Source organism: Streptomyces zhaozhouensis (assembly GCF_900230195.1).
Classification (GTDB): Bacteria; Actinomycetota; Actinomycetes; order Streptomycetales; family Streptomycetaceae; genus Streptomyces; species Streptomyces zhaozhouensis.
The window spans coordinates 30,865-51,020 of sequence record NZ_OCNE01000015.1; the positions used below are offsets into that span (position 1 = coordinate 30,865).

A 20,156-nucleotide genomic window follows, 5' to 3' on the forward strand; every position below is an offset into this window, starting at 1 on the left:
GCGGAGCGGCCGGGTCGACGGCCGGGAGGAACGGAACGGGGAAGGGAGTACGGGGGTGCGCCTGCTGTTGGTCGAGGACGACGAACACGTCGCCGCCGCCCTGGTGGCGGTGCTGAACCGGCACGGCTTCACCGCCGTGCGCGTCCGCACCGGTGAGGAGGCGCTCGCCGAGCTGCGGGTCGGGGGCTTCGGCGTCGTCCTGCTCGACCTGGGCCTGCCCGACGTGGACGGCTTCGAGGTCTGCGGTCGCATCCGCCGCCTCACCTCGACCCCGGTGATCATGGTGACCGCCAGGTCGGACGTGCGGTCCCGCATCCACGGGCTGAATCTGGGCGCGGACGACTACGTGGTCAAGCCCTACGACACGGGCGAGCTGCTGGCCCGCATCCACGCGGTGAGCCGGCGCACGGTGGAGGAGCCGGCCGCCCCCGAGGAGGAGCCGGCCGAGGTGCTGACGCTGGGGCCGATGGTGGTGGAGCTGGCGACCCGCAGGGTCGAGGTGGACGGCGAACGGGTGGTGCTGACCCGCAAGGAGTTCGACCTGCTGGCGCTGCTGGCCCAGCGGCCCGGGGTGGTCTTCCGGCGGGAGCAGATCATCAGCGACGTGTGGCAGACCAGCTGGGAGGGGACCGGGCGCACCCTGGAGGTGCACATCGCCTCGCTGCGTTCCAAGCTGCGCCGGCCGGGGCTGGTGGAGACGGTCAGGGGGGTCGGCTACCGGCTGGCGCTGCCCGGGCTCTGAACGGGCGGCCCCGGGAGGGTGGCTGCTCGCCGGCGGCTGCCGTGCGACGGCAAGGCGACGGTTTGATGGTTCTGCGACAGGGATACTTCGGTGCGTGCTCGGCTGCTTCCGCTTTTGATCGTGTTGTTGATGGGGGTGCTGCTCGCGCTGGGCGTTCCGCTGGCGGCGAGCCAGGCGAGAAGTGAGCAGCAGCGGGTGGTGGTCGACCGCATCGACGACACCGCGCGCTTCGCGTCGCTCGCGCAGTTCGTCTCGGGGCCGCCGGACGGCACCCACCGGGAGTCGCTGAACGCGCTCACCGAGGAGCTGGGCCGTTACCAGGAGGTGTACGGCATCAGCGCCGGCGTCTTCGACCGCGACGCCGAGGCGGTGGCGGCCGCGCCCGGCGGGTGGGGGGTGCCGGGCGGAAGGGAAGGCCCCGAGTTCGCCGAGGCGCTGGCCGGGCGGCGCAGCCAGGGGCCCTCGCAGGTGTGGCCGTGGGACGAGGACCGCACGCTGGTGGTGGCCTCGCCGGTGATCCGGGACGGTGACGTGATCGCCGTGGTGGTGACCGAGTCGCCGACGGGCCCGCTGCGCTCCCGCATCCTCTCCGGTTGGCTGGGGATCCTGCTGGGGGAGGCGGCGGCGCTGCTGCTCGCGGTGGTGGCGGCGTTCCAGCTGACCCGGTGGGTGCTGCGCCCGGTGCGGGTGCTGGACCGGGCGACGCACCACATCGCCACCGGGCGGCTCACGGCGCGGGTGGCGCCGGCCGGCGGTCCGCCCGAGCTGCGGCGGCTCGCGGTCTCGTTCAACGAGATGGCCGATCACGTGGAGGACGTGCTGGAGCAGCAGCGGGCCTTCGTTGCCGACGCCTCCCACCAACTGCGCAACCCGCTCTCCGCGCTGCTGCTCCGCATCGACCTGCTCGGGCTCGAACTGCCTGAGGGGAACAGGGAGTTCGCCTCCGTGCGAGCCGAGGGCAAGCGGCTCGCCCAGGTGCTGGACGGGCTGCTGGACCTGGCCCTGGCCGAGCACACCACGGCCGACCCCCGGGTGGTCGACGTCGCCGCCCTGCTCGCCGAGCGGGCCGGGGCCTGGCGGCTGGTCGCCGACCGGGGCGGGGTGGAGCTGCGGCTGGCCGGCCCCGCGGCGGTGACCGGGTGGGCCGACCCGGTCGGGCTCTCCAGCGCCTTGGACGCGGTGGTCGACAACGCGCTGAAGTTCACGCCCGAGGGCGGGGTGGTGGAGCTGTCCGTGACGTCCGAGGGCGACAGCGTCGTCATCGAGGTCGCGGACAGCGGCCCCGGGGTCGCCGAGGACGAGCTGGAACGGGTGGGCTCCCGCTTCTGGCGCAGCCACCGTCACCAGAACATCTCGGGCTCCGGACTCGGTCTGTCCATCGTCGGTGCCCTGCTGGCGGCCGGCGGGGCGGAGATCGCCTACGCCCACAACCGGCCGACGGGGCTGCGGGTGATCGTGACGGTGCCCCGGCACCAGCCGGAGCCCGCCACGCTCCCCGCCTCCTATGTCTCGCTCAAGCCCGGCGGGCCAGGCGCAGCGTGAGGATCTGGAAGGGGCGCAACGCGATCGGCACGCGCCCCTCCTTCACCTCAAGTGCCGGCTCGTCCGCCAGCGGACGTTCCAGCAGGTCGGTGATCTCGACGCCGGTCACCGGGGTGTCGACGCGCAGCTCGCCGGCGGCCCGCCGGCCGCCGGACTCGTAGAGCCGCACCACCAGGTCGCCACCGCGGTCGTCGGCCAGCTTCACCGCCGAGACCACGATGCTCCCGGCGCCCGCCGACTCGACCATCCCGACCAGCGGCGCCACCTCGGCGTCGCCCGGCACCGCGCGCTCCGGCAGGTTGATCCGGTGGCCCTCGCGCACCGCGTCGCCCAGCCCGGCGCCCGGCACAAGACCGAAGCGCAGCCGGTGCTCGCCCTGGTCGGTCTCCGGGTCCGGGTAGCGCGGGGCGCGCAGCAGCGACAGCCGCACCGTGGTCGTCTGCCCGCCGTCCTCGCGCACGTCCCTGGTCACGTCGTGCCCGTAGGTCGAGTCGTTGACCACGGCGACCCCGTATCCCGGCTCGCCCACGTGCACCCAGCGGTGCGCGCAGATCTCGAACTTGGCCGCCTCCCACGAGGTGTTGGTGTGGGTGGGGCGGAAGACGTGCCCGAACTGCGTCTCGGACGCCGACTGGTCGGCCTTCACATCCAGGGGGAAGGCCGCCTTCAACACCTTCTCGCTCTCCCGCCAGTCCACGGTGGTGTCGAACTCCACCGAGCGCGCGCCGGGGCGCAACACGATCAGCTGCACCACCCGGGACGCGCCGAACGCGCGGGTGACGCGCACCGTCGCCGCCCCCTCGTCCGCGCCGTCGGCGGCGTCGACGCGTTCCAGCGACTCGACCTCCACCAGGTCACGCACCCGGTTGCGGTAGAACTCGTCCAGGTCCCAGGCGTCCCAGGCGTTCGGGAAGTCGGGGTGCAACTGGAGCAGGTTGCCCGCCCGGCCGGGGGCCACCGCTTCCCGGCCGCTGTCCCGGTCCACCGCGGAGACCACGAGACCCCGGCCGTCGACCTCGACCCGCAGCAGCCCGTTGTCCAGCGTGAAACCGCCGTCGGACCGCTCCCCGACCTCGACGGCCGAGGCGCCGCCCACCGGCCTCGGGCGCGCGCCGCCGCCCGGCACCCCGGCGCGCTCGTGCGGCGCCGCGTTGAAGACCACGGTCCCCGCGCCCCCGCCGGCAAGCGCCCGCTGGGCCGTGTCCACCAGCGCCAGCAGCTCCTCGCGCAGCCGCGCGTAGGTCTCCCTCGCCTCCCGGTGCACCCAGGCGATCGAGGAACCCGGCAGGATGTCGTGGAACTGGTGCAGCAGCACCGTCTTCCAGATCCGGTCCAACTCCTCGTAGGGATAGGCGTACCCGGGCACCCGCACCGCCGCCGTGGTCGCCCACAGCTCGGCCTCCCGCAGCAGCGACTCGCTGTGCCGGTTGCCCTGCTTGGTCTTGGCCTGCGAGGTGTAGGTGCCCCGGTGCAGCTCCAGGTACAGCTCGCCGACCCAGACCGGCGCGTCCGGGTACTCCTCACGCGCCTTGGCGAAGAACGCGGCCGGCGGCTCGATCTCGACCCGGGGCGAACCCTCCAGGTCGCGCACCCGCCGCGCCCGGCCCAGCATCTCGCGGGTGGGCCCGCCCCCGCCGTCGCCGAAGCCGAACGGCACCAGGGAACGGCTGCCGCGCCCCTTCTCCCGGTAGTTGCGCGCGGCGTGCGCGAGCTCGCCGCCCGAGAGGTCGGAGTTGTAGGTGTCCACCGGCGGGAAGTGGGTGAAGACCCGGGTCCCGTCGATGCCCTCCCACCAGAAGGTGTGGTGCGGGAACGGGTTGGTCCGGCTCCAGGAGATCTTCTGGGTCAGGAACCACTTCGAGCCCGAGAGCCTGACCAGCTGCGGAAGGGCGGCGGTGTAGCCGAAGGAGTCGGGCAGCCAGACCTCCTCGGTCTCGATCCCGAACTCGTCCAGGAAGAAGCGCTTCCCGTGGACGAACTGCCGCGCCATGGCCTCGCCGCCGACCATGTTGGTGTCGGACTCCACCCACATGCCGCCGACCGGCACGAAGCCGCCCTCGGCGATCCGCCGCCGCACCCGCTCGAACAGCTCGGGGCGGTGCTCCTTGACCCAGGCGAGCTGCTGCGCCTGGGACATCGCGAAGACCAGCTCGTCGGAGTCCTCCAGCAGCGCCACCACGTTGGCGGTGGTGCGGGAGACCTTCCGCACGGTCTCGCGCAGCGGCCACAGCCAGGCGGAGTCGATGTGCGCGTGCCCCACGGCGCTCAGCCGGTGCGCGGAAGCGTGCGCCGGCGCGGAGAGCACCTCCGCGAGCTGGGCGCGCGCCTCCGGCGCGCTGCCCGCGACATCGGCGAGGTCCACGGCGTCCAGCGCGTTCTCCACCGCGCGCACCAGTCCGTAACGGCGGGCGTCGTCCCCGGCCAGCTCGGTCATCAGCGAGCCGATGACCTCCAGGTCCCGCACCAGCTCCCACACCTCGGCCTCGAAGACGGCCAGCTCGGCGCGGACGATCCGGTACAGCGGCTCGTCGTCGACGGTCAGCCGGTCGCCCAGCCCGGTCGGGCGGGCCTCGACCAGGATCGGGTTGGCCGCGGCCTCGACCAGCAGCGAGACCTCCTCGCCACCCTCCGCCGCGCGCGCCACCGCCACCCAGTCGTTGTGCGGGTGCAGCCCCTTGACCGCGGTGCCGTCCGGGAGATGCACCAGGCCCTCGCACTGGAAACCGGGAAGCTGCCGGTCGAATCCCAGGTCGACCCTGGCCTCGACCCGCAGCCCCGCCCACTCAGCCGGCACCCGGCCGGTCAGCCGGAACCAGCTGGTGCCCCACGCCGGCCCCCACCGCTCGCCGACCCGCGCCGGCCGGTAGGCGGCGGCCAGCGCCTCGGCCACCGGGACGGGCTCTCCGGGGGCGTCCCAGCGTTCCAGTTCCAACGGCACCGCGGCGCCGTACACCGCCGGCCTGATCCGCTCGTCGAGCACCCGGCGCAGCCGCTGCTCGACAAGATCACGGTCGTCGTGCATGAAGGTGACTCCTTCGCCGTTCTGAAGCCGTTCTGAAGTGCGGTTCCCCGGTAAGTGCTGAACCAGCAAGAACAGAATCAAACGGAAAAGAGCGGAAAGAAAGGGGCCGGAACCGGCGCCGATCGGCCCCGCACCGCAAGCCGGGGCGACAGCCCAGGACTTGACGGAACGAGCTCAGGACTTGACGGAACGGTAGTACTCCCGCGCCCCCGGGTGGAGGTCGAGCGGCTGCGTGTAGATCGCCGTCCGCAGGTCCACGCGCTGCGCCGCGTGCACCACGTCCGCGATGCTGTCCCGCCCGTTGATCACCGAGCGGGTGATCTCCTCGACCAGCCGGTCGTCCGCGTCCTCCGTGGTGACCAGCAGGTTGGCCACCGCCAACGTGTCGATGCCCTCGGAGCCCGGGATCTTCTCGTACGCGTCCGGCGGCATCACCGCCGCCCGGTAGTGGGCCGTCGCGCCGCCCGCCTCCTCGCGCCCGGTCAGCTCCGGCAGCAGGTCGCCCAGCGGCACGATCCGGATGGCCGTGCGCCCGGACAACTGCTCGACGGCGGAGGTCGGCAGCCCGCCCGACCAGAAGAAGGCGTCCAGACGCCCCGCCTCCAGCATCGTCGGCATGTTGTCGATGCCCTTCCTGACCGCCGTCAGGTCGCGCTCCATGTCGAGACCGGCCGCCGCCAGCAGCTCCCTGGTCACCAACTGCACGCCCGACTGGTCCTCGCCGACGCCTACCCGCAGCCCCGCGAGGTCCGAAGTCCGCTCCACCGGGGAGTCCTCCGGCACCACCAGGTGCATGTAGTCGTCGTAAAGCCGCGCGCAGGCCCGCAGCCGCTCGGCGCCCTCGCCGCCCCGCTGCTGGTAGTCCGCGATCGAGTCGGCGGTGGCGATGGCGAAGTCCGCCTCCCCGGCCAGCAGGCGTTCGATGTTCTCCACCGAGCCCTCGCTGCTCCGCAGCTCCACGTCGAGTCCCGGCACGTCGTTCGCCAACTGACCGTGCAGCAGGTCCCCGTACCGCGAGTAGACGCCCTTGGCCACGCCGGTGCTCAACGTCACCGTGCCGGAGGGCTTCCCGTCCCCCTCGACCAGCGGGCCCGCCCACACGGCGAGCAGCGCCAGCGTCAGGCCCACACCCGCCGCGACCAGCAGCCGCCGGCCGCGCGCCCAGCGCGGCACCGTCCGCCGCCCTACGGGTCCTCCGGAAGCCACCCGAGCAAACTATCAGCGGACCGTAGACTTGGCAGCGGCCAGCTTGCCGCCCTCTGATCGATGTGGATTGAGTCCTTCCCATGCCAACTCCCGCCACGGCCCAGACGCGCACCTACCAGGTCCGGACGTTCGGTTGCCAGATGAACGTCCATGACTCGGAACGCATGGCCGGGCTCCTGGAGGACGCCGGCTACGTGCCGGCGGGGGAGCACGACGACGTCGCCGACATCGTGGTCTTCAACACCTGCGCCGTCCGGGAGAACGCGGACAACCGCCTCTACGGCAACCTGGGCCAGCTCGCGCCGAAGAAGGCCGCCCGCCCCGGGATGCAGATCGCCGTCGGCGGCTGCCTGGCCCAGAAGGACCGGGACACCATCACCCGCCGCGCCCCCTGGGTCGACGTCGTCTTCGGCACGCACAACGTCGGCAGCCTGCCCGTGCTGCTGGAGCGCGCCAGAGTCGAGCGCGAGGCCCAGGTGGAGATCGCCGAGTCGCTCGAGGCGTTCCCCTCCACCCTCCCCACCCGCCGGGACAGCGCCTACGCGGCCTGGGTCGCGATCTCCGTCGGCTGCAACAACACCTGCACCTTCTGCATCGTGCCCGCGCTGCGCGGCAAGGAGAAGGACCGGCGCCCGGGGGACATCCTCGCCGAGGTGGAGGCGCTGGTCGCCGAGGGCGTCATCGAGATCACCCTGCTCGGCCAGAACGTCAACGCCTACGGCTCCGACATCGGCGACCGCCAGGCGTTCTCCAAGCTGCTGCGCGCCTGTGGCTCGGTCGAGGGGCTGGAGCGGGTCCGCTTCACCTCGCCGCACCCCAGGGACTTCACCGACGACGTGATCGAGGCGATGGCGACCACGCCCCACGTGATGCCGCAGCTGCACATGCCGCTCCAGTCCGGCTCCTCCCGGGTGCTGAAGGCGATGCGCCGCTCCTACCGCCAGGACCGGTACCTGAGCATCGTCGAGAAGGTCAGGCGGTCCATCCCGGAGGCCGCCCTCACCACGGACATCATCGTGGGCTTCCCCGGCGAGACCGAGGAGGACTTCCAGGAGACCCTGCACGTGGTGCGGGAGGCGCGCTTCGCCCAGGCGTTCACCTTCCAGTACTCGAAGCGGCCCGGCACCCCGGCCGCCGAGATGCCCGGGCAGATCCCCAAGGAGGTCGTCCAGGAGCGGTACGAGCGGCTGGTCGCCCTCCAGGAGGAGATCTCCTGGGCGGAGAACAAGCGCCAGGTGGGCAGGACCGTCGAGGTACTGGTCGCGGAGGGCGAGGGCCGCAAGGACGGCGCGACCCACCGGCTCTCCGGCCGCGCCCCGGACAACCGGCTGGTCCACTTCACCCGCCCGGAACAGCCCGTGCGCCCCGGCGACCTGGTCACCGTCGAGGTCACCTACGCGGCCCCGCACCACCTGCTGGCCGAGGGAGCCGCCCTCCAGGTCCGGCGCAGCCGGGCCGGCGACGCCTGGGAACGGCGCAACGCCCAGCCCGAGCCGGCCGGTTCCGGCGGCGTGCTGCTCGGTCTGCCGACGGTCGGAGCGCCGCCCCAGCCGGCGGAGCCGGTCGGCGGCTGCGGCATCGGCCACTAGGCCACCGGGCCACCGGCCACTAGGCCACCGGGCCCGCCGCCCAGGCCGGCTCCGCACCGGCGGGAAGCGCCGGCAGGCCGTAGGCTTCCGATCATGCTCGTCGCCGCCGCGGTCTGCCCCTGCCCGCCCCTGCTCGTCCCCGAGATCGCCTCCGGCGCCGCCGGGGAGCTGGACGGCGCCCGTGCCGCCTGCTACGACGCCGTCGCGGTGCTGGCCGCCGCGCGCCCCGACCGGTTGCTGGTGGTCGGGCCGGCCGCCCCCGCTGAGAGCGGGGAGTTCGCCGCCGGCAGCCGGGGGTCGCTGCGCGGCTTCGGGGTCGCGCTCGACGTGACCCTGGGCGCGGGCGAGCCCGGCGCGCGCCCCCTGCCGCCCTCGCTCACCGTCGGCGCCTGGCTGCTGGAACGCACCCGCTGGGACGCGGCGCCCGTCGCCGCCCGCGCCCTGCCCGAGGACGCCAAGGCCGCCGACTGCCTGGAGGCCGGCCGCCGACTGGGCGCGGAAGAGGGGCGGTTGGCCCTGCTGGTGCTGGGCGACGGCAGCGCCTGCCGGACCGCGAAGGCGCCCGGCGCCTTCGACGACCGCGCCGAACCGTTCGACCGCGCCGTGGCCGACGCCCTCGCCCGCGCGGACACCGCGGCCCTGGCCGATCTGGACCCGGTCCTGGCCCGCCAACTGCACGTCGCCGGCCGCCCCGCCTGGCAGCTGCTCGCCGGCGCCGCCGAGGGCGCCGACCTCGACGGCCGGCTCCTGCACGACGAGGCGCCCTACGGGGTGGCCTACCTCGTCGCCACCTGGACCTGAGCGGGCCGCTCCCACCCGGCGGGCGCCCGTCGGCGTTCTGGGAGACTGGGCGCGTGCACGCCACCCCTCCCTCGCCCCGCGTCATCGCCGTCGTCGGACCCACCGCGGCCGGCAAGTCCGACCTCGCCGTGGCGCTGGCCGGACGGCTCGGGGGCGAGGTGATCAACGCCGACTCCATGCAGCTCTACCGGGGCATGGACATCGGAACGGCCAAGCTCACCCCGGCCGAGCGCGGCGGCGTGCCGCACCACCTCCTCGACGTCTGGGACGTCACGGTCACCGCGAGCGTCGCCGAGTACCAGCGCCTGGCCAGGGCGGAGATCGACCGGCTGCTGCCGCTCGGCCGCACCCCCGTGGTGGTCGGCGGCTCGGGCCTCTACGTGCGGGGCGCGCTGGACGAGCTGTCCTTCCCCGGCACCGACCCCGGTGCCCGCGCCGTGCTGGAGGAGGAGCTGGCGCGGGTCGGCAGCGGTGCCCTGCACGCCAGACTCGCCGAGCTGGACCCGCCGGCCGCCGAGGCGATCCTGCCCAGCAACGGCCGCCGCGTCGTGCGCGCCCTGGAGATCATCGAGATCACCGGCCGCCCGTTCACCGCCCAGCTGCCCGCCCCCGACGAGGACCGCGCCCACTACCCGACGCTGTACCTCGGGGTCAGGGTGCCGAGGTCCGAGCTGGACGAGCGGATCGCGACGCGCGTCGACCGGATGTGGGCCGCCGGCCTCGTCGACGAGGTGTGCCGCCTGGAAGCCGTCGGGCTCCGCGCGGGGCGCACCGCCTCCCGCGCCCTCGGCTACCAGCAGGTGCTGGCCGCCCTCGACGGTACCTACGACGAGACCACCGCCCGGGAGGAGACGACGCGGGCCACCCGCCGCTTCGCCCGCAGGCAGGACCGGTGGTTCCGCAGGGACCCCAGGATCCACTGGCTGGACGCGGGCGCCGGGGCGGGGGAGACGCTGGAGGACCGCGCGTGGGAGTGGGTCGAGCGGACGGTCACCGGCTGAAGACCCCTCCGCCCGACCGGAGCTGAGGGGCCGTGGCCACCTCGGGAGACGACCCGCCGCGCCACGTGCGTTCGTGGTCGGGCAACGGCGCCCCGCGGCGGCGGCCGGGGTGTGCGGCACCTGTGCGACGGAGTGTGCGGCACCCGTGCGACGCGATGATCATGCGGGCCCGAGCGGCCTCTCCCGCGCCCCGTCGAACGGGCGGTCACATCCTGATCACGTGATGGCATCGGGACGCTCCCAGGGCCCGGGAGCGGACGTCGAGCGTGCCATCATCGAGCGCGATGCTACGACCGGGAACCGTGGAGTTGGGAGGGCGCGTGGCGATGGAGGCCAGCCCTCGCGAGACCAGCGGCACCACCGAACGGGCAAACGATTCCGCGCCGTCCGTCACCCCCTCGGTGCCGCGACCGGCCGAGGCGCTCGGGCCGGAGTTCGACGGCTCGGACGACGACGAGGGACTGCGCGGCAACGCCCCGCTCCCCGACGAGGCGCTGCCCCACGACGACGACTCCCTGGGCCCCGAGGACGAGGCCGAGCGGGCCGAGTCCTACGGCGAGCTGCGGCCGCCGCGCAGGCTGCGCCTCACGCTGATCGCGCCCATCGTGCTGCTGAGCCTGCTCGGCTCGCTGATGTTCGCCTTCCCGCTCGCCTTCGCCTTCGACGAGGCCGGAGCCGTGGTCGCGATGCTCGGTCTGCTGATCGGCTCCTCGGCGGCCGGCTGGGGCATGATGGCCGCCCGCCGCGTCGGCTACACCTGGCCCGGCGTCCCGCCGCGCGGTTCGGGCCGCCGCCCGGACTGGCGGCTGCTGGTGCTCTACGCCCTGGCGCTCTCCGCCGCCCTCGCCCTGGCCTTCTGGCGGGTGGCCGGCCTGCGGTGATCCGCCCCGCGACTACGATCGACGGGTGGGTACCCCAGCGCGGCGCGTGCCGTTCCTCAAGGGACACGGCACCGAGAACGACTTCGTCATCATCCCCGACCACGACGGCCGGCTCGACCTGACGGCCGGCGACGTCGCCCGGCTCTGCGACCGCCGCGCGGGCGTCGGCGCCGACGGCGTGCTGCGCGCGGTGCGCGCGGCCGTTCACCCCGAGGCGGCCCAGGAGGCCGACGGGGCCCAGTGGTTCATGGACTACCGCAACGCCGACGGCAGCGTCGCCGAGATGTGCGGCAACGGGCTGCGCGTCTTCGCCCGCTATCTGCGCCACGCCGGGCTGGTGCGGGGCCCCGAGGTCACCGTCGTCACCCGGGCCGGCCTGCGCCGGGCGCGGTTCGACGAGCGGGACCCCGAGCGCGGGCCGGTCACCGTGACGATGGGCGCCGCCCACCTCCCGGACGGTGCGGCGGCCTCGGTGACCGTCGCCGTCGGGGCCCGCGACTGGCCGGCCCACCACGTGGACATGGGCAACCCGCACGCGGTCGCCTTCGTCGACGACCTCGCCCACGCCGGGCCCCTGCGCGAAGCGCCGGTGGTGCGCCCGGCCGCGGCCTACCCGCAGGGCACCAACGTGGAGTTCGTGGTGGACCGGGGGGAGCGTCATGTGGCGCTGCGCGTCCACGAGCGCGGCTCGGGGGAGACCCGCTCCTGCGGCACCGGGGCCTGCGCCGTGATGGTGGCCGCCGCCCGCAGGGACGGCCGCGACCCGGCCGTGGACGGTCGGCCGGTGACCTACGCGGTGGACGTGCCGGGCGGTCGGCTGGAGATCACGGAGGCCGTCGACGGCACCGTGAGCATGACCGGGCCAGCCGTGATCGTGGCCGAGGGCACGCTTGCCCCGGGGCTGTTGACGAGCGAGGACTGATGTTCGCCTGCCCGGGGCGCGTTCGAGGCGCCCCGGGGCGCGCCTCCAGGCGACGAAACGTCATTCCTCAGCCTCTGAGCGGCCTCTTTCGGACAGCTTCGCCAGAACATACGTCACCTGAATGGGTGATCCCCGGCGATCGGGACCTCCCGCGGTCCGCCACGCGTGGTGGGCTCGGTAGCATCAAGCACCGGCGCCGCTGCGGGACTGTCCCGGGTCACGGGACCACCGGACATGAGCCGCGGTCCGGTCCACCCGACCGCGGAGGTGCCCCCACATGACGGCAGAGGCGACCACCCCGAGCGGCACGACGCCCACACGCCGGGGTCACCGCCGCGTGAAGCTCCGTCAGCTCGGCCGCGCGGCGGTCTTCGGCTCGGACCGCCACTCGCTCCCCGACGCCATCGAGCATCTGGCCAAGGCGCACCGGGGCCACCACCCCGGCGCCGACGTCGGTCTGCTGCGCCGCGCCTACCAGATCGCCGAGGAGGCCCACCGCGGCCAGACCCGCAAGAGCGGCGAGCCCTACATCACCCACCCCCTGGCCGTCACCCTGATCCTCGCCGAACTGGGCGCGGAGACCACCACGTTGACGGCCTCCCTGCTGCACGACACCGTCGAGGACACCGAGGTGACGCTGGAGCAGGTGCGGGCCGACTTCGGGGACGAGGTCGGCCATCTGGTGGACGGGGTCACCAAGCTGGAGAAGGTCGAGTACGGCGCCGCCGCCGAGTCCGAGACGTTCCGCAAGATGCTGGTGGCCACCGGCAGCGACGTCCGGGTGATGTCCATCAAGCTCGCCGACCGGCTGCACAACATGCGCACCCTCGGCGTGATGCGGCCCGAGAAGCAGGCGCGGATCGCGCGGGTGACCAGGGACGTGCTGATCCCGCTGGCCGAGCGGCTCGGCGTGCACACGGTCAAGACGGAGCTGGAGGACCTGGTCTTCGCCGTCCTCCACCCCGAGGAGCACCGCGAGGCCAGGGAGCTGGTGCTCGCCCACCACGGGCGGCCGGACCCGCTGACCGAGGCCGCCTCGCTGGTGCGCGGCGTCCTGCGGGAGGCCGGCATCGCCGCCGAGGTCCAGATCCGGCCGCGCCACCTCTTCTCCGTGCACCGCGCCCGGCTCAAACGCGGGGAGCTGGGCGCCTGGGACTACGGGCGGCTGCTGATCCTCGTCGGGGAGAACGCCGACTGCTACGCGGTCCTCGGGGAGCTGCACACCTGTCTCACCCCGGTGGTCTCCGAGTTCAAGGACTTCGTCGCCGCCCCCAAGTTCAACCTGTACCAGTCCCTGCACACCGCCTTCGCCACCCCGGCGGGCGACGTCGCCGAGGTGCTGGTCCGCACCCACGCCATGCACCGCGTCGCGGAGAACGGCGTGATCGCCCTCGGCGACCCGCACCGCTCCGCCGAGGCGGAGGCGGGCCCCGAGGAGCCGGAGCGCGCGGGCGACCCGACGCGCCCCGGCTGGCTCTCCCGGCTGCTGAAGTGGCAGGAGCAGGCGACCGACTCCGACACCTTCTGGACCGAGCTGCGCGAGGAGCTGGCCAGGGACCGGGAGATCACCGTCTTCGCCGGCGCCCCCGAGGACGGTCCGCTCCAACTGCCGGTCGGCGCGACCTGCGTGGACGCGGCCTATGCCCGGCACGGCGCGGCGGCCCACTCCTGCATGGGGGCCCGGGTCAACGGCCGGCTGGCGAACCTGCGCACCGTGCTGCGCGACGGCGACACCGTTCAGCTGCTGCTCGCCGGCGACGGGGGCTCGGGCCCCTCGCCCGAGTGGCTGGAGCACGCGACGACCCCCGCGGCCCGGGTCGCGATCCGTTCCTGGCTGAAGACCGGGGGCGCGCGACCGGAGAGCGAGCGTGGCGAGGAGGCCAGGCCCCCCGCGCCCGAGCCGGAGCCGCCGGCGCACGACGGCGCGCCGGCGGGCGAGGAGGAGGCGGCGCTCGTGCCGGGCGCGCCCCGCGCGCAGGTGCGCTTGGCGCGCTGCTGCACGCCCGTTCCGCCGGACGCCGCCTGCGGCTTCGCGGTGCGGGGCGGCGCCGTGACCGTGCATCGGCAGGAGTGCCCGACGGCCGTGGAGATGGTCGACGGCGGGCGCGCGGCGCTGGCGGTCCGCTGGCGGTCCGCCTCGGGCGGCTGCCGGGTCACCCTCCAGGCGGAGGCGCTGGGGCGGCCCGAGCTGCTGGCCGACCTCACCGAGGCCCTGGCGCTGCACGGCGCGGCCGTGGTGCACGCCGAGGTGGAGCCGCCGCGACAGCAGCGGGTCCGCCACACCTACACGCTGCGGCTCCCCGACGCGTCGGGGCTGCCGAGGTTGATGCGGGCCATGCGCCGGGTACCCGGCGTGTATGACGTCTCGCGCGCGGTCCGGCTGCACCCGTGAGCCGGGGCTCCGGCCACGGCCGGGGCCCCTGGCCGGGCGCGGGCCGGGCGTCGGGCCGTTAATCCGGTGCCCCGGGGCCACCGCCGTGCCACCATGGCGGAGGAGCCCCGGCGCGCCCGGGGCGGCGGCCGGGAATCATCCCGGCGGCCCGGGCGTTCCCCGAGCAGGCCCAGTTCCCCAGCCCCTGCGGCGGCCCTCCTCGTGGCGGCCCCACCGGGCGGCTGACCCAGTCGAACCTAAGGATCGCATTGACCTTCTCTTCCCTTCCTCAGGACACCCAGCGCCACTCCACGGCGAACCGCCGGGCCGACGCCCTGATGGATGAGGACGTCGCCTGGAACGAAATCTCCGATGACCGGGACGGCGAGCAGTTCGAGCGGGAGGAGCGCGCCGCGCTGCGGCGGGTCGCCGGCCTCTCGACCGAGCTGGAGGACGTCACCGAGGTCGAGTACCGCCAACTGCGCCTGGAGCGCGTGGTGCTGGTCGGTGTCTGGACCTCGGGTACCGCCCAGGACGCGGACAACTCGCTGGCCGAGCTGGCCGCGCTCGCCGAGACGGCGGGCGCCATGGTGCTCGACGGCGTGATCCAGCGCCGCGACCGGCCGGACCCGGCCACCTACATCGGCTCGGGCAAGGCCCAGGAGCTGCGCGACCTGGTCGTCGAGACGGCGGCCGACACCGTGGTCTGCGACGGCGAGCTGAGTCCGGGGCAGTTGATCCACCTGGAGGACGTCGTCAAGGTCAAGGTGGTCGACCGCACCGCCCTGATCCTCGACATCTTCGCCCAGCACGCCAAGTCCCGTGAGGGCAAGGCGCAGGTGGCCCTGGCCCAGATGCAGTACATGCTGCCCCGGCTGCGCGGCTGGGGTCAGTCGCTCTCCCGGCAGATGGGCGGCGGCGGTGGCGGCGGGATGGCGACCCGCGGCCCCGGTGAGACCAAGATCGAGACGGACCGGCGGCGCATCCGCGAGAAGATGGCGAAGATGCGTCGGGAGATCGCCCAGATGAAGGTCGGGCGTGACGTCAAGCGGCGCGAGCGCAACCGCCGCGAGGTCCCCTCGGTCGCCATCGCCGGCTACACCAACGCGGGGAAGTCCTCCCTGCTCAACCGCCTCACGGGGGCCGGTGTCCTGGTGGAGAACGCGCTGTTCGCCACGCTCGACCCGACGGTCCGCAAGGCCGAGACGCCGGGCGGGCGTTCCTACACCCTGGCCGACACGGTGGGCTTCGTGCGCCATCTGCCGCACCACCTGGTCGAGGCGTTCCGGTCGACGATGGAGGAGGTCGGCGACGCGGACCTGATCCTGCACGTCGTGGACGGTTCGCACCCGGCGCCGGAGGAGCAGTTGGCCGCCGTCCGAGAGGTGATCAACGATGTCGGCGCGCGGGACGTGCCGGAGATCGTCGTGGTCAACAAGGCGGACATCGCCGATGAGGTGATCCTCCAGCGGCTGCTGCGCACCGAGCGCCAGGCGATCGCCGTCTCCGCCCACAGCGGCCTGGGGATGGAGGAGCTGCTCGCCCTCATCGAGGAGCGGCTGCCGCATCCCTCGGTGGAGTTGGAGGCGCTGGTGCCCTACACCGAGGGCGCCCTGGTCTCCCGGGTGCACGAGGAGGGCGAGGTGCTCTCCGAGGAGCACACCGGCGAGGGCACCCTGCTGAAGGCGAGGGTGCACCCGGAGCTGGGCGCCCTGCTGGAGCGGTTCACCCTCGCCACCAGGTCCTGACCAGCGGGACCTCCCAGCGCGACCGGCCGGAGGGCCCCGACCCGCGAGACGCCTCGCGGGTCGGGGCCCTCCGGCTTCGCGCGTGCGGGGCCCGACACCCCCGGCGGGCCGTCGCGAGGCCGCGCGTAGGCTGACGTGGTCCACGGAACGGTGGGCCCTGTCCGGGAACACCTCCGCGCACAGTGCTTGTTGTATGGTATGGAAACTGCCCTTGACCTGCGAAAACGCAGGCAGGGAGCCGAGCTCCTGGAGTACCGCGATGCTGCGAACCATGTTCAAGTCGAAGATCCACCGAGCCACGGTGACGGAGGCCGACCTGCACTACGTGGGTTCGGTGACCATAGACGCCGACCTGATGGACGCCGCCGACCTGCTCCCCGGCGAGCAGGTGCACATCGTCGACATCGACAACGGCAACCGCCTGGAGACCTATGTCATCGAGGGCCGTCGCGGCTCCGGCGTCATCGGGATCAACGGCGCGGCCGCGCACCTGGTCAAGCCCGGTGACCTGGTGATCCTGATCAGCTACGCCCAGGTCGACGACGCCGAGGCCCGCGCGCTGCGTCCCTCCGTCGTCCATGTCGACGCCGACAACCGCGTGGTCGCCCTCGGCGCCGACCCCTCCGAGCCGGTTCCCGGCGGTGACACCCGCCGCGGCCCGCTCTCCACCGCCCGCGCCTGAGCCGGGTGCGGGGCGGTCGCCCCGCACCCGGAACGCCGAGGGGCCGGCGGCGCCATCGCGTCGCCGGCCCCTCCCGCGGTGTCCCGCGTGATCAGCCCTCGTAACCGCTGACGCTGTCGAAGACCTCCTGGGCCTCCACGTCGAGGCGCGGTCCCGCGAGCCAGGTGCTCTCCAGCGGGCCGATCGAGTTGACCGAGACCAGCTCGGCCTCGCCGTCGTCGCCCGCGCGCAGCCACGGGCCGCCGGACGAGCCACCGGTCATGGTGCAGCCCGCCCAGTACAGAACGGGCATCGTCGGGTCGATCGTCAGCCGGCCCGGGGTGTCGGTGCACCGGTACATCAGCGCGCCGTCGTAGGGCTCGGCGGCCGGGAAGCCGTAGAGCGTGGTGTCACCGAGGCCCGAGACGGCGGGGGCGTCGAAGTTGATGTCGACGGCGGAGCCGACCGTCTCCTCCAGCGAACGGCCGCTGCCGTCCTCGGGCTCCACCGACATGATCGCGAAGTCGCCGTGCGCGCCCTCGCCGCCGGTGGTGGTGCCGTTCTCCAGCCAGTACTGGGTGGTCGAGACGTAGGTGGCCCAGTAGATGCCGTACGGGTGGACGGAGCCCGCGTTGGCCTCGTTCTCCGCCTCCATCGCCGACAGGCCGTCGTTGTTGTAGGCCGGGACGAAGCTCAGGTTCCGGTACCAGCCGCCGCCCACGCCCGCGTGGACGCAGTGGCCGGCGGTGGCCACCAGGTTGGACTGGCCCGGGCGGGCCGGGTCCTTGACCACGGTGCCGGAGCAGACCATCGGGCCCTCGGGGCTGTCGAAGAAGACCTTGCCTATCGGCGCGCCGTTCTCCGTGTAGGGCGTCGGCACGGCCTCCGCCTCGATGGGCGTCGGCTCCAGGTCGGTGACGCCGCGGTCGTCCATCGGGTCGTCCGCGTCGGGCGCGTTGGCGTCCTCGTCGATCTGACCGTCGTCGATCGACTGGTCGGGGTCCTCCGCCTCGCCCATCCGGTCGGTGTCCCACAGACCCTCGATGATCGGGTTGACGAAGTCGCCGATCTCGCGCAGCCAGGTGTCCTGGTCCCAGTCCTCCCAGCCACCCTCGACCCAGCGGTCCACGTCGAACTCGAAGGGCAGGTTGTCGAGCACGTCCTGGAGCTCGTCTCCCCCCTCGGACGGCGTCTCCTCACTGGGCTGCGCGTTGTCGCCCGAGTCGTCGTCATTGCACGCGGTGGCGGTCAACGCGAGGCACACGGCCATTCCCGTCGTCGCCAGCGCGATGCGGCGACGCGATGCCCGTCGGCGTATCGGTGACATGGGTCAATCCCCCTGAAGCAGTGGTTCTTCGCATGGGCTAGGCAGACTCGCCTGACGGGTCAGGCGCCCCCCAACTATGCCGGTGTCCATCTTGACGGCGATGACCGGGTCCCCGGTTCCCCACGGTCGCCAGGGGACTTTCGGACAAGAAATCCGATGACCGCCCGTGATCCGGGAGGCACTCGGTCGTTACTACGAATGGTGGTACGTCACCGCACTCCGACCAACTGCCCGACGGGGCTCAAGAATTCACACGAAGGAGGGAGGCGCGTCCGCTCGGTTGACCCGGGTGTCGCCGCGCCGCACCCCGATGAACGCACGCCCCCGCCCCGACCATGGCGCACAGCAGGAGGCGGCCTCCTCGGTTTCCCCCGTCCCCCCGATCTCCTCCGTTCCGCAGGGCCCCGCGTCCTCCGCCGGGCTCGTCGAGCACTCCGTGCCCCGCCAGACCCGCCACGCGCCGGACGACCTCCCCCGTCGCTCCTCCACCTCCCACGGCTTCCCCGTCGAGCACGCCGGAGCGCCGGGCGAACGGCCGGACGACGTCGATCCGCTCACGCACCCGGACCCGGAGGTCGCGGCCGACGCCGCCGCGTGCGAGGGGCTGTTGCGCTGCTGGATCAGGGAGACGGGGGTGGCCCGGCCGGCGGGCGGCGTGCTCGCCCTGCCGCTGCCGGCCTCGGGCGCCGCGCTGCGCGTCCCGGTGCGCCACTGGTCGGCGACGGGGTGGCACCGTTTCGGGGTGCCCGAGTTGGCGACGGCTCCGGTCGGCGCCCCGCCGCTGGACGCGGTGACGCTGGCCGCGCTGCTCGGCCGCGAGGCGGCGAGCGCGGCCGGCGGACGGGTGGACGGGGAGACCGCGGCGCTCGTCGGGCGGGTCGCCGACTCCCAGCGCAGGACGGCGCTCTTCCTCGCGCACCGCAGGGCCGAGCCCGGCCCGGCGCGGCACGGGCACGCCTTCCTCGACGCCGAGCAGTCGGTGCTCCTCGGGCACCCGCTCCACCCCAACCCCAAGAGCCTGGAGGGCATCGCCGGCCGGGAGGCCGCCCGTTGCTCGCCCGAGCTGCGCGGTTCTTTCCGGCTGCACTGGCTGGCCGTCGACCGCGCGGTGCTCGCCACCGACTCCGCCTGGCGCGAGGAGGGAGGCGAGGTCCCCGCCGAGACCCTGGCCGCCAGGGCGGCCGGCGCGCCCCTGCCCCTGCCGCCCGGCACGGTCCCGCTGCCGCTCCACCCCTGGCAGGCCAGGGACGTGGCGCACCGCCCCGCCGTCGCCGAGCTGTTCGCCGAAGGGCTCCTCCACGATCTGGGCGAGCACGGCCCCCCGTGGCACCCGACCTCCTCGGTCCGCACGGTGCTGCGCCCCGGCGCAGAGGTGATGCTGAAGCTCTCCCTCGGCCTGTGGATCACCAACTCCCGCCGGGAGAACCTCCGCAAGGAGCTGCACCGGGGCGTCGAGGCGCACCGCCTCCTGGAGGGCGGCCTCGCCGCCGAGCTGCGCGCCGCCTGCGGTCCCGGCTTCGACATCGTCAGGGACCCGGCCTGGCTCGCCGTCGACGACCTGGCGGGGCGGCCGATCCCGGGGATGGACACGCTGCTGCGGCAGAGCCCGTTCGGCCCCGAGGACGACGTGCTCTGCCTGGCCGCGCTCACCGCGCAGCGCCCCTGGCCGGGCCGGTCGGGCGCGTTCTCCTCGCGCCTCGCCGAGGTGGTGCGTCGGTTGGCCGAGAGCACGGGCGCCGGCCGGGCGGCGGTCGCCGAGGAGTGGCTGGGGCGGTATCTGCGCGCGGTGGTGCGTCCGGTGCTCTGGCTCGACGCGCACGCCGGCGTCGCGCTGGAGGCCCACCAGCAGAACACGCTGGTCCTGCTCGACGCCGAGGGGTGGCCGGTCGGCGGCCGGTACCGGGACAACCAGGGCTACTACTTCCGTGACTCCCACCGGGCCGCGCTCCGGCGGAGGTCGCCGGGGCTGGGGGAGCGCTCCGACACCTTCGTGCCGGACGCCGTGACCGACGAGCGCTTCGCCTACTACCTGGGGATCAACAACATCCTGGGCCTGGTCGGCGCCCTGGGCGCGCAGGGGCTCGCCGAGGAGACGGCGCTGCTCGCGGTCGTCCGGGCCTTCCTCGCCGAGGAGGCGGGGCGTGCGGACGGCCCGGTCTCGCCGCTGGTCTCCCACCTGTTGACGGCCGGCACCCTGCGCTGCAAGGCCAACCTGCTGACCCGCCTGCGCGGCATGGACGAGCTGACCGGCCCGGTCGACGGCCAGTCGGTCTACGTCGCGCTGGCCAACCCCCTGGCCCCCCGCTGAGCCCCACACCGCCGCAGCGACCGAGAACGAGAACG

At 74.0% G+C, this 20,156-nt stretch carries 14 protein-coding genes; 11 read left to right on the forward strand and 3 right to left on the reverse strand.

Going from position 1 to position 20,156, the window contains the following annotated elements:
• Positions 1-55: 55 nt before the first annotated feature.
• Together CRP51_RS19790 and CRP51_RS19795 are read left to right on the forward strand one after the other, a co-directional pair.
• On the forward strand, positions 56-742 hold the full coding sequence (locus CRP51_RS19790; protein WP_097232615.1) for a response regulator transcription factor: 687 nt from the start codon (positions 56-58) through the stop codon (positions 740-742).
• A 90-nt stretch (positions 743-832) separates the two neighbouring features.
• Positions 833-2,284 carry a sensor histidine kinase gene (locus CRP51_RS19795; protein WP_097232616.1) on the forward strand — a complete coding sequence of 484 codons (1,452 nt, stop codon included), beginning with the start codon at positions 833-835 and terminating at the stop codon, positions 2,282-2,284.
• On the opposite strand, the gene CRP51_RS19800 is transcribed toward CRP51_RS19795, so the two are convergent.
• Positions 2,256-5,306, reverse strand: a complete 3,051-nt coding sequence (locus tag CRP51_RS19800) for an alpha-mannosidase (protein ID WP_097232617.1) — start codon at positions 5,304-5,306, stop codon at positions 2,256-2,258. The two genes, CRP51_RS19795 and CRP51_RS19800, sit on opposite strands and share 29 nt — an antisense overlap.
• Positions 5,307-5,480: 174 nt before the next feature.
• Complete coding sequence (locus CRP51_RS19805) at positions 5,481-6,512, reverse strand: TAXI family TRAP transporter solute-binding subunit (RefSeq protein ID WP_245880690.1); 1,032 nt, start codon at positions 6,510-6,512, stop codon at positions 5,481-5,483.
• An 80-nt stretch (positions 6,513-6,592) separates the two neighbouring features.
• On the opposite strand from CRP51_RS19805, the gene miaB reads away from it, so the two are divergent.
• The 8 genes from miaB (at position 6,593) to panD (ending at position 16,507) form a co-directional block, all read left to right on the forward strand.
• The gene (gene miaB / locus CRP51_RS19810; RefSeq protein ID WP_097232619.1) at positions 6,593-8,101 is read left to right on the forward strand and encodes a tRNA (N6-isopentenyl adenosine(37)-C2)-methylthiotransferase MiaB; all 1,509 of its coding nucleotides are present in this window, start codon (positions 6,593-6,595) and stop codon (positions 8,099-8,101) included.
• A gap of 93 nt (positions 8,102-8,194) precedes the next feature.
• The gene (locus CRP51_RS19815) at positions 8,195-8,902 is read left to right on the forward strand and encodes a class III extradiol dioxygenase subunit B-like domain-containing protein (RefSeq protein ID WP_097232620.1); all 708 of its coding nucleotides are present in this window, start codon (positions 8,195-8,197) and stop codon (positions 8,900-8,902) included.
• 53 nt (positions 8,903-8,955) lie between these two features.
• Positions 8,956-9,903: a tRNA (adenosine(37)-N6)-dimethylallyltransferase MiaA gene (gene miaA / locus CRP51_RS19820; protein WP_097232621.1), complete on the forward strand. Its 948-nt coding sequence runs from the start codon at positions 8,956-8,958 to the stop codon at positions 9,901-9,903.
• 284 nt (positions 9,904-10,187) lie between these two features.
• Entirely contained in the window at positions 10,188-10,784 is a 597-nt protein-coding gene (locus CRP51_RS19825) for a hypothetical protein (RefSeq protein ID WP_245880691.1), read from the forward strand.
• 25 nt (positions 10,785-10,809) lie between these two features.
• Positions 10,810-11,706, forward strand: coding sequence for a diaminopimelate epimerase (gene dapF / locus CRP51_RS19830; RefSeq protein WP_097232622.1), 897 nt, complete (start codon positions 10,810-10,812; stop codon positions 11,704-11,706).
• A gap of 277 nt (positions 11,707-11,983) precedes the next feature.
• Positions 11,984-14,098 (forward strand): RelA/SpoT family protein, encoded by a 2,115-nt coding sequence (locus tag CRP51_RS19835; RefSeq protein WP_097232623.1) that lies wholly within the window; start codon positions 11,984-11,986, stop codon positions 14,096-14,098.
• 248 nt (positions 14,099-14,346) lie between these two features.
• Positions 14,347-15,825, forward strand: a complete 1,479-nt coding sequence (hflX, locus tag CRP51_RS19840; protein WP_170970616.1) for a GTPase HflX — start codon at positions 14,347-14,349, stop codon at positions 15,823-15,825.
• Between the two features lie 259 nt (positions 15,826-16,084).
• Positions 16,085-16,507 (forward strand): aspartate 1-decarboxylase, encoded by a 423-nt coding sequence (panD, locus tag CRP51_RS19845; RefSeq protein ID WP_097232624.1) that lies wholly within the window; start codon positions 16,085-16,087, stop codon positions 16,505-16,507.
• A 91-nt stretch (positions 16,508-16,598) separates the two neighbouring features.
• Here the strand turns inward: panD and CRP51_RS19850 are convergent, their stop codons facing one another.
• On the reverse strand, positions 16,599-17,813 hold the full coding sequence (locus CRP51_RS19850; protein WP_097232625.1) for a trypsin-like serine peptidase: 1,215 nt from the start codon (positions 17,811-17,813) through the stop codon (positions 16,599-16,601).
• Between the two features lie 310 nt (positions 17,814-18,123).
• On the opposite strand from CRP51_RS19850, the gene CRP51_RS19855 reads away from it, so the two are divergent.
• Positions 18,124-20,121 carry an IucA/IucC family protein gene (locus tag CRP51_RS19855; protein WP_097232711.1) on the forward strand — a complete coding sequence of 666 codons (1,998 nt, stop codon included), beginning with the start codon at positions 18,124-18,126 and terminating at the stop codon, positions 20,119-20,121.
• Positions 20,122-20,156 lie beyond the last annotated feature (35 nt).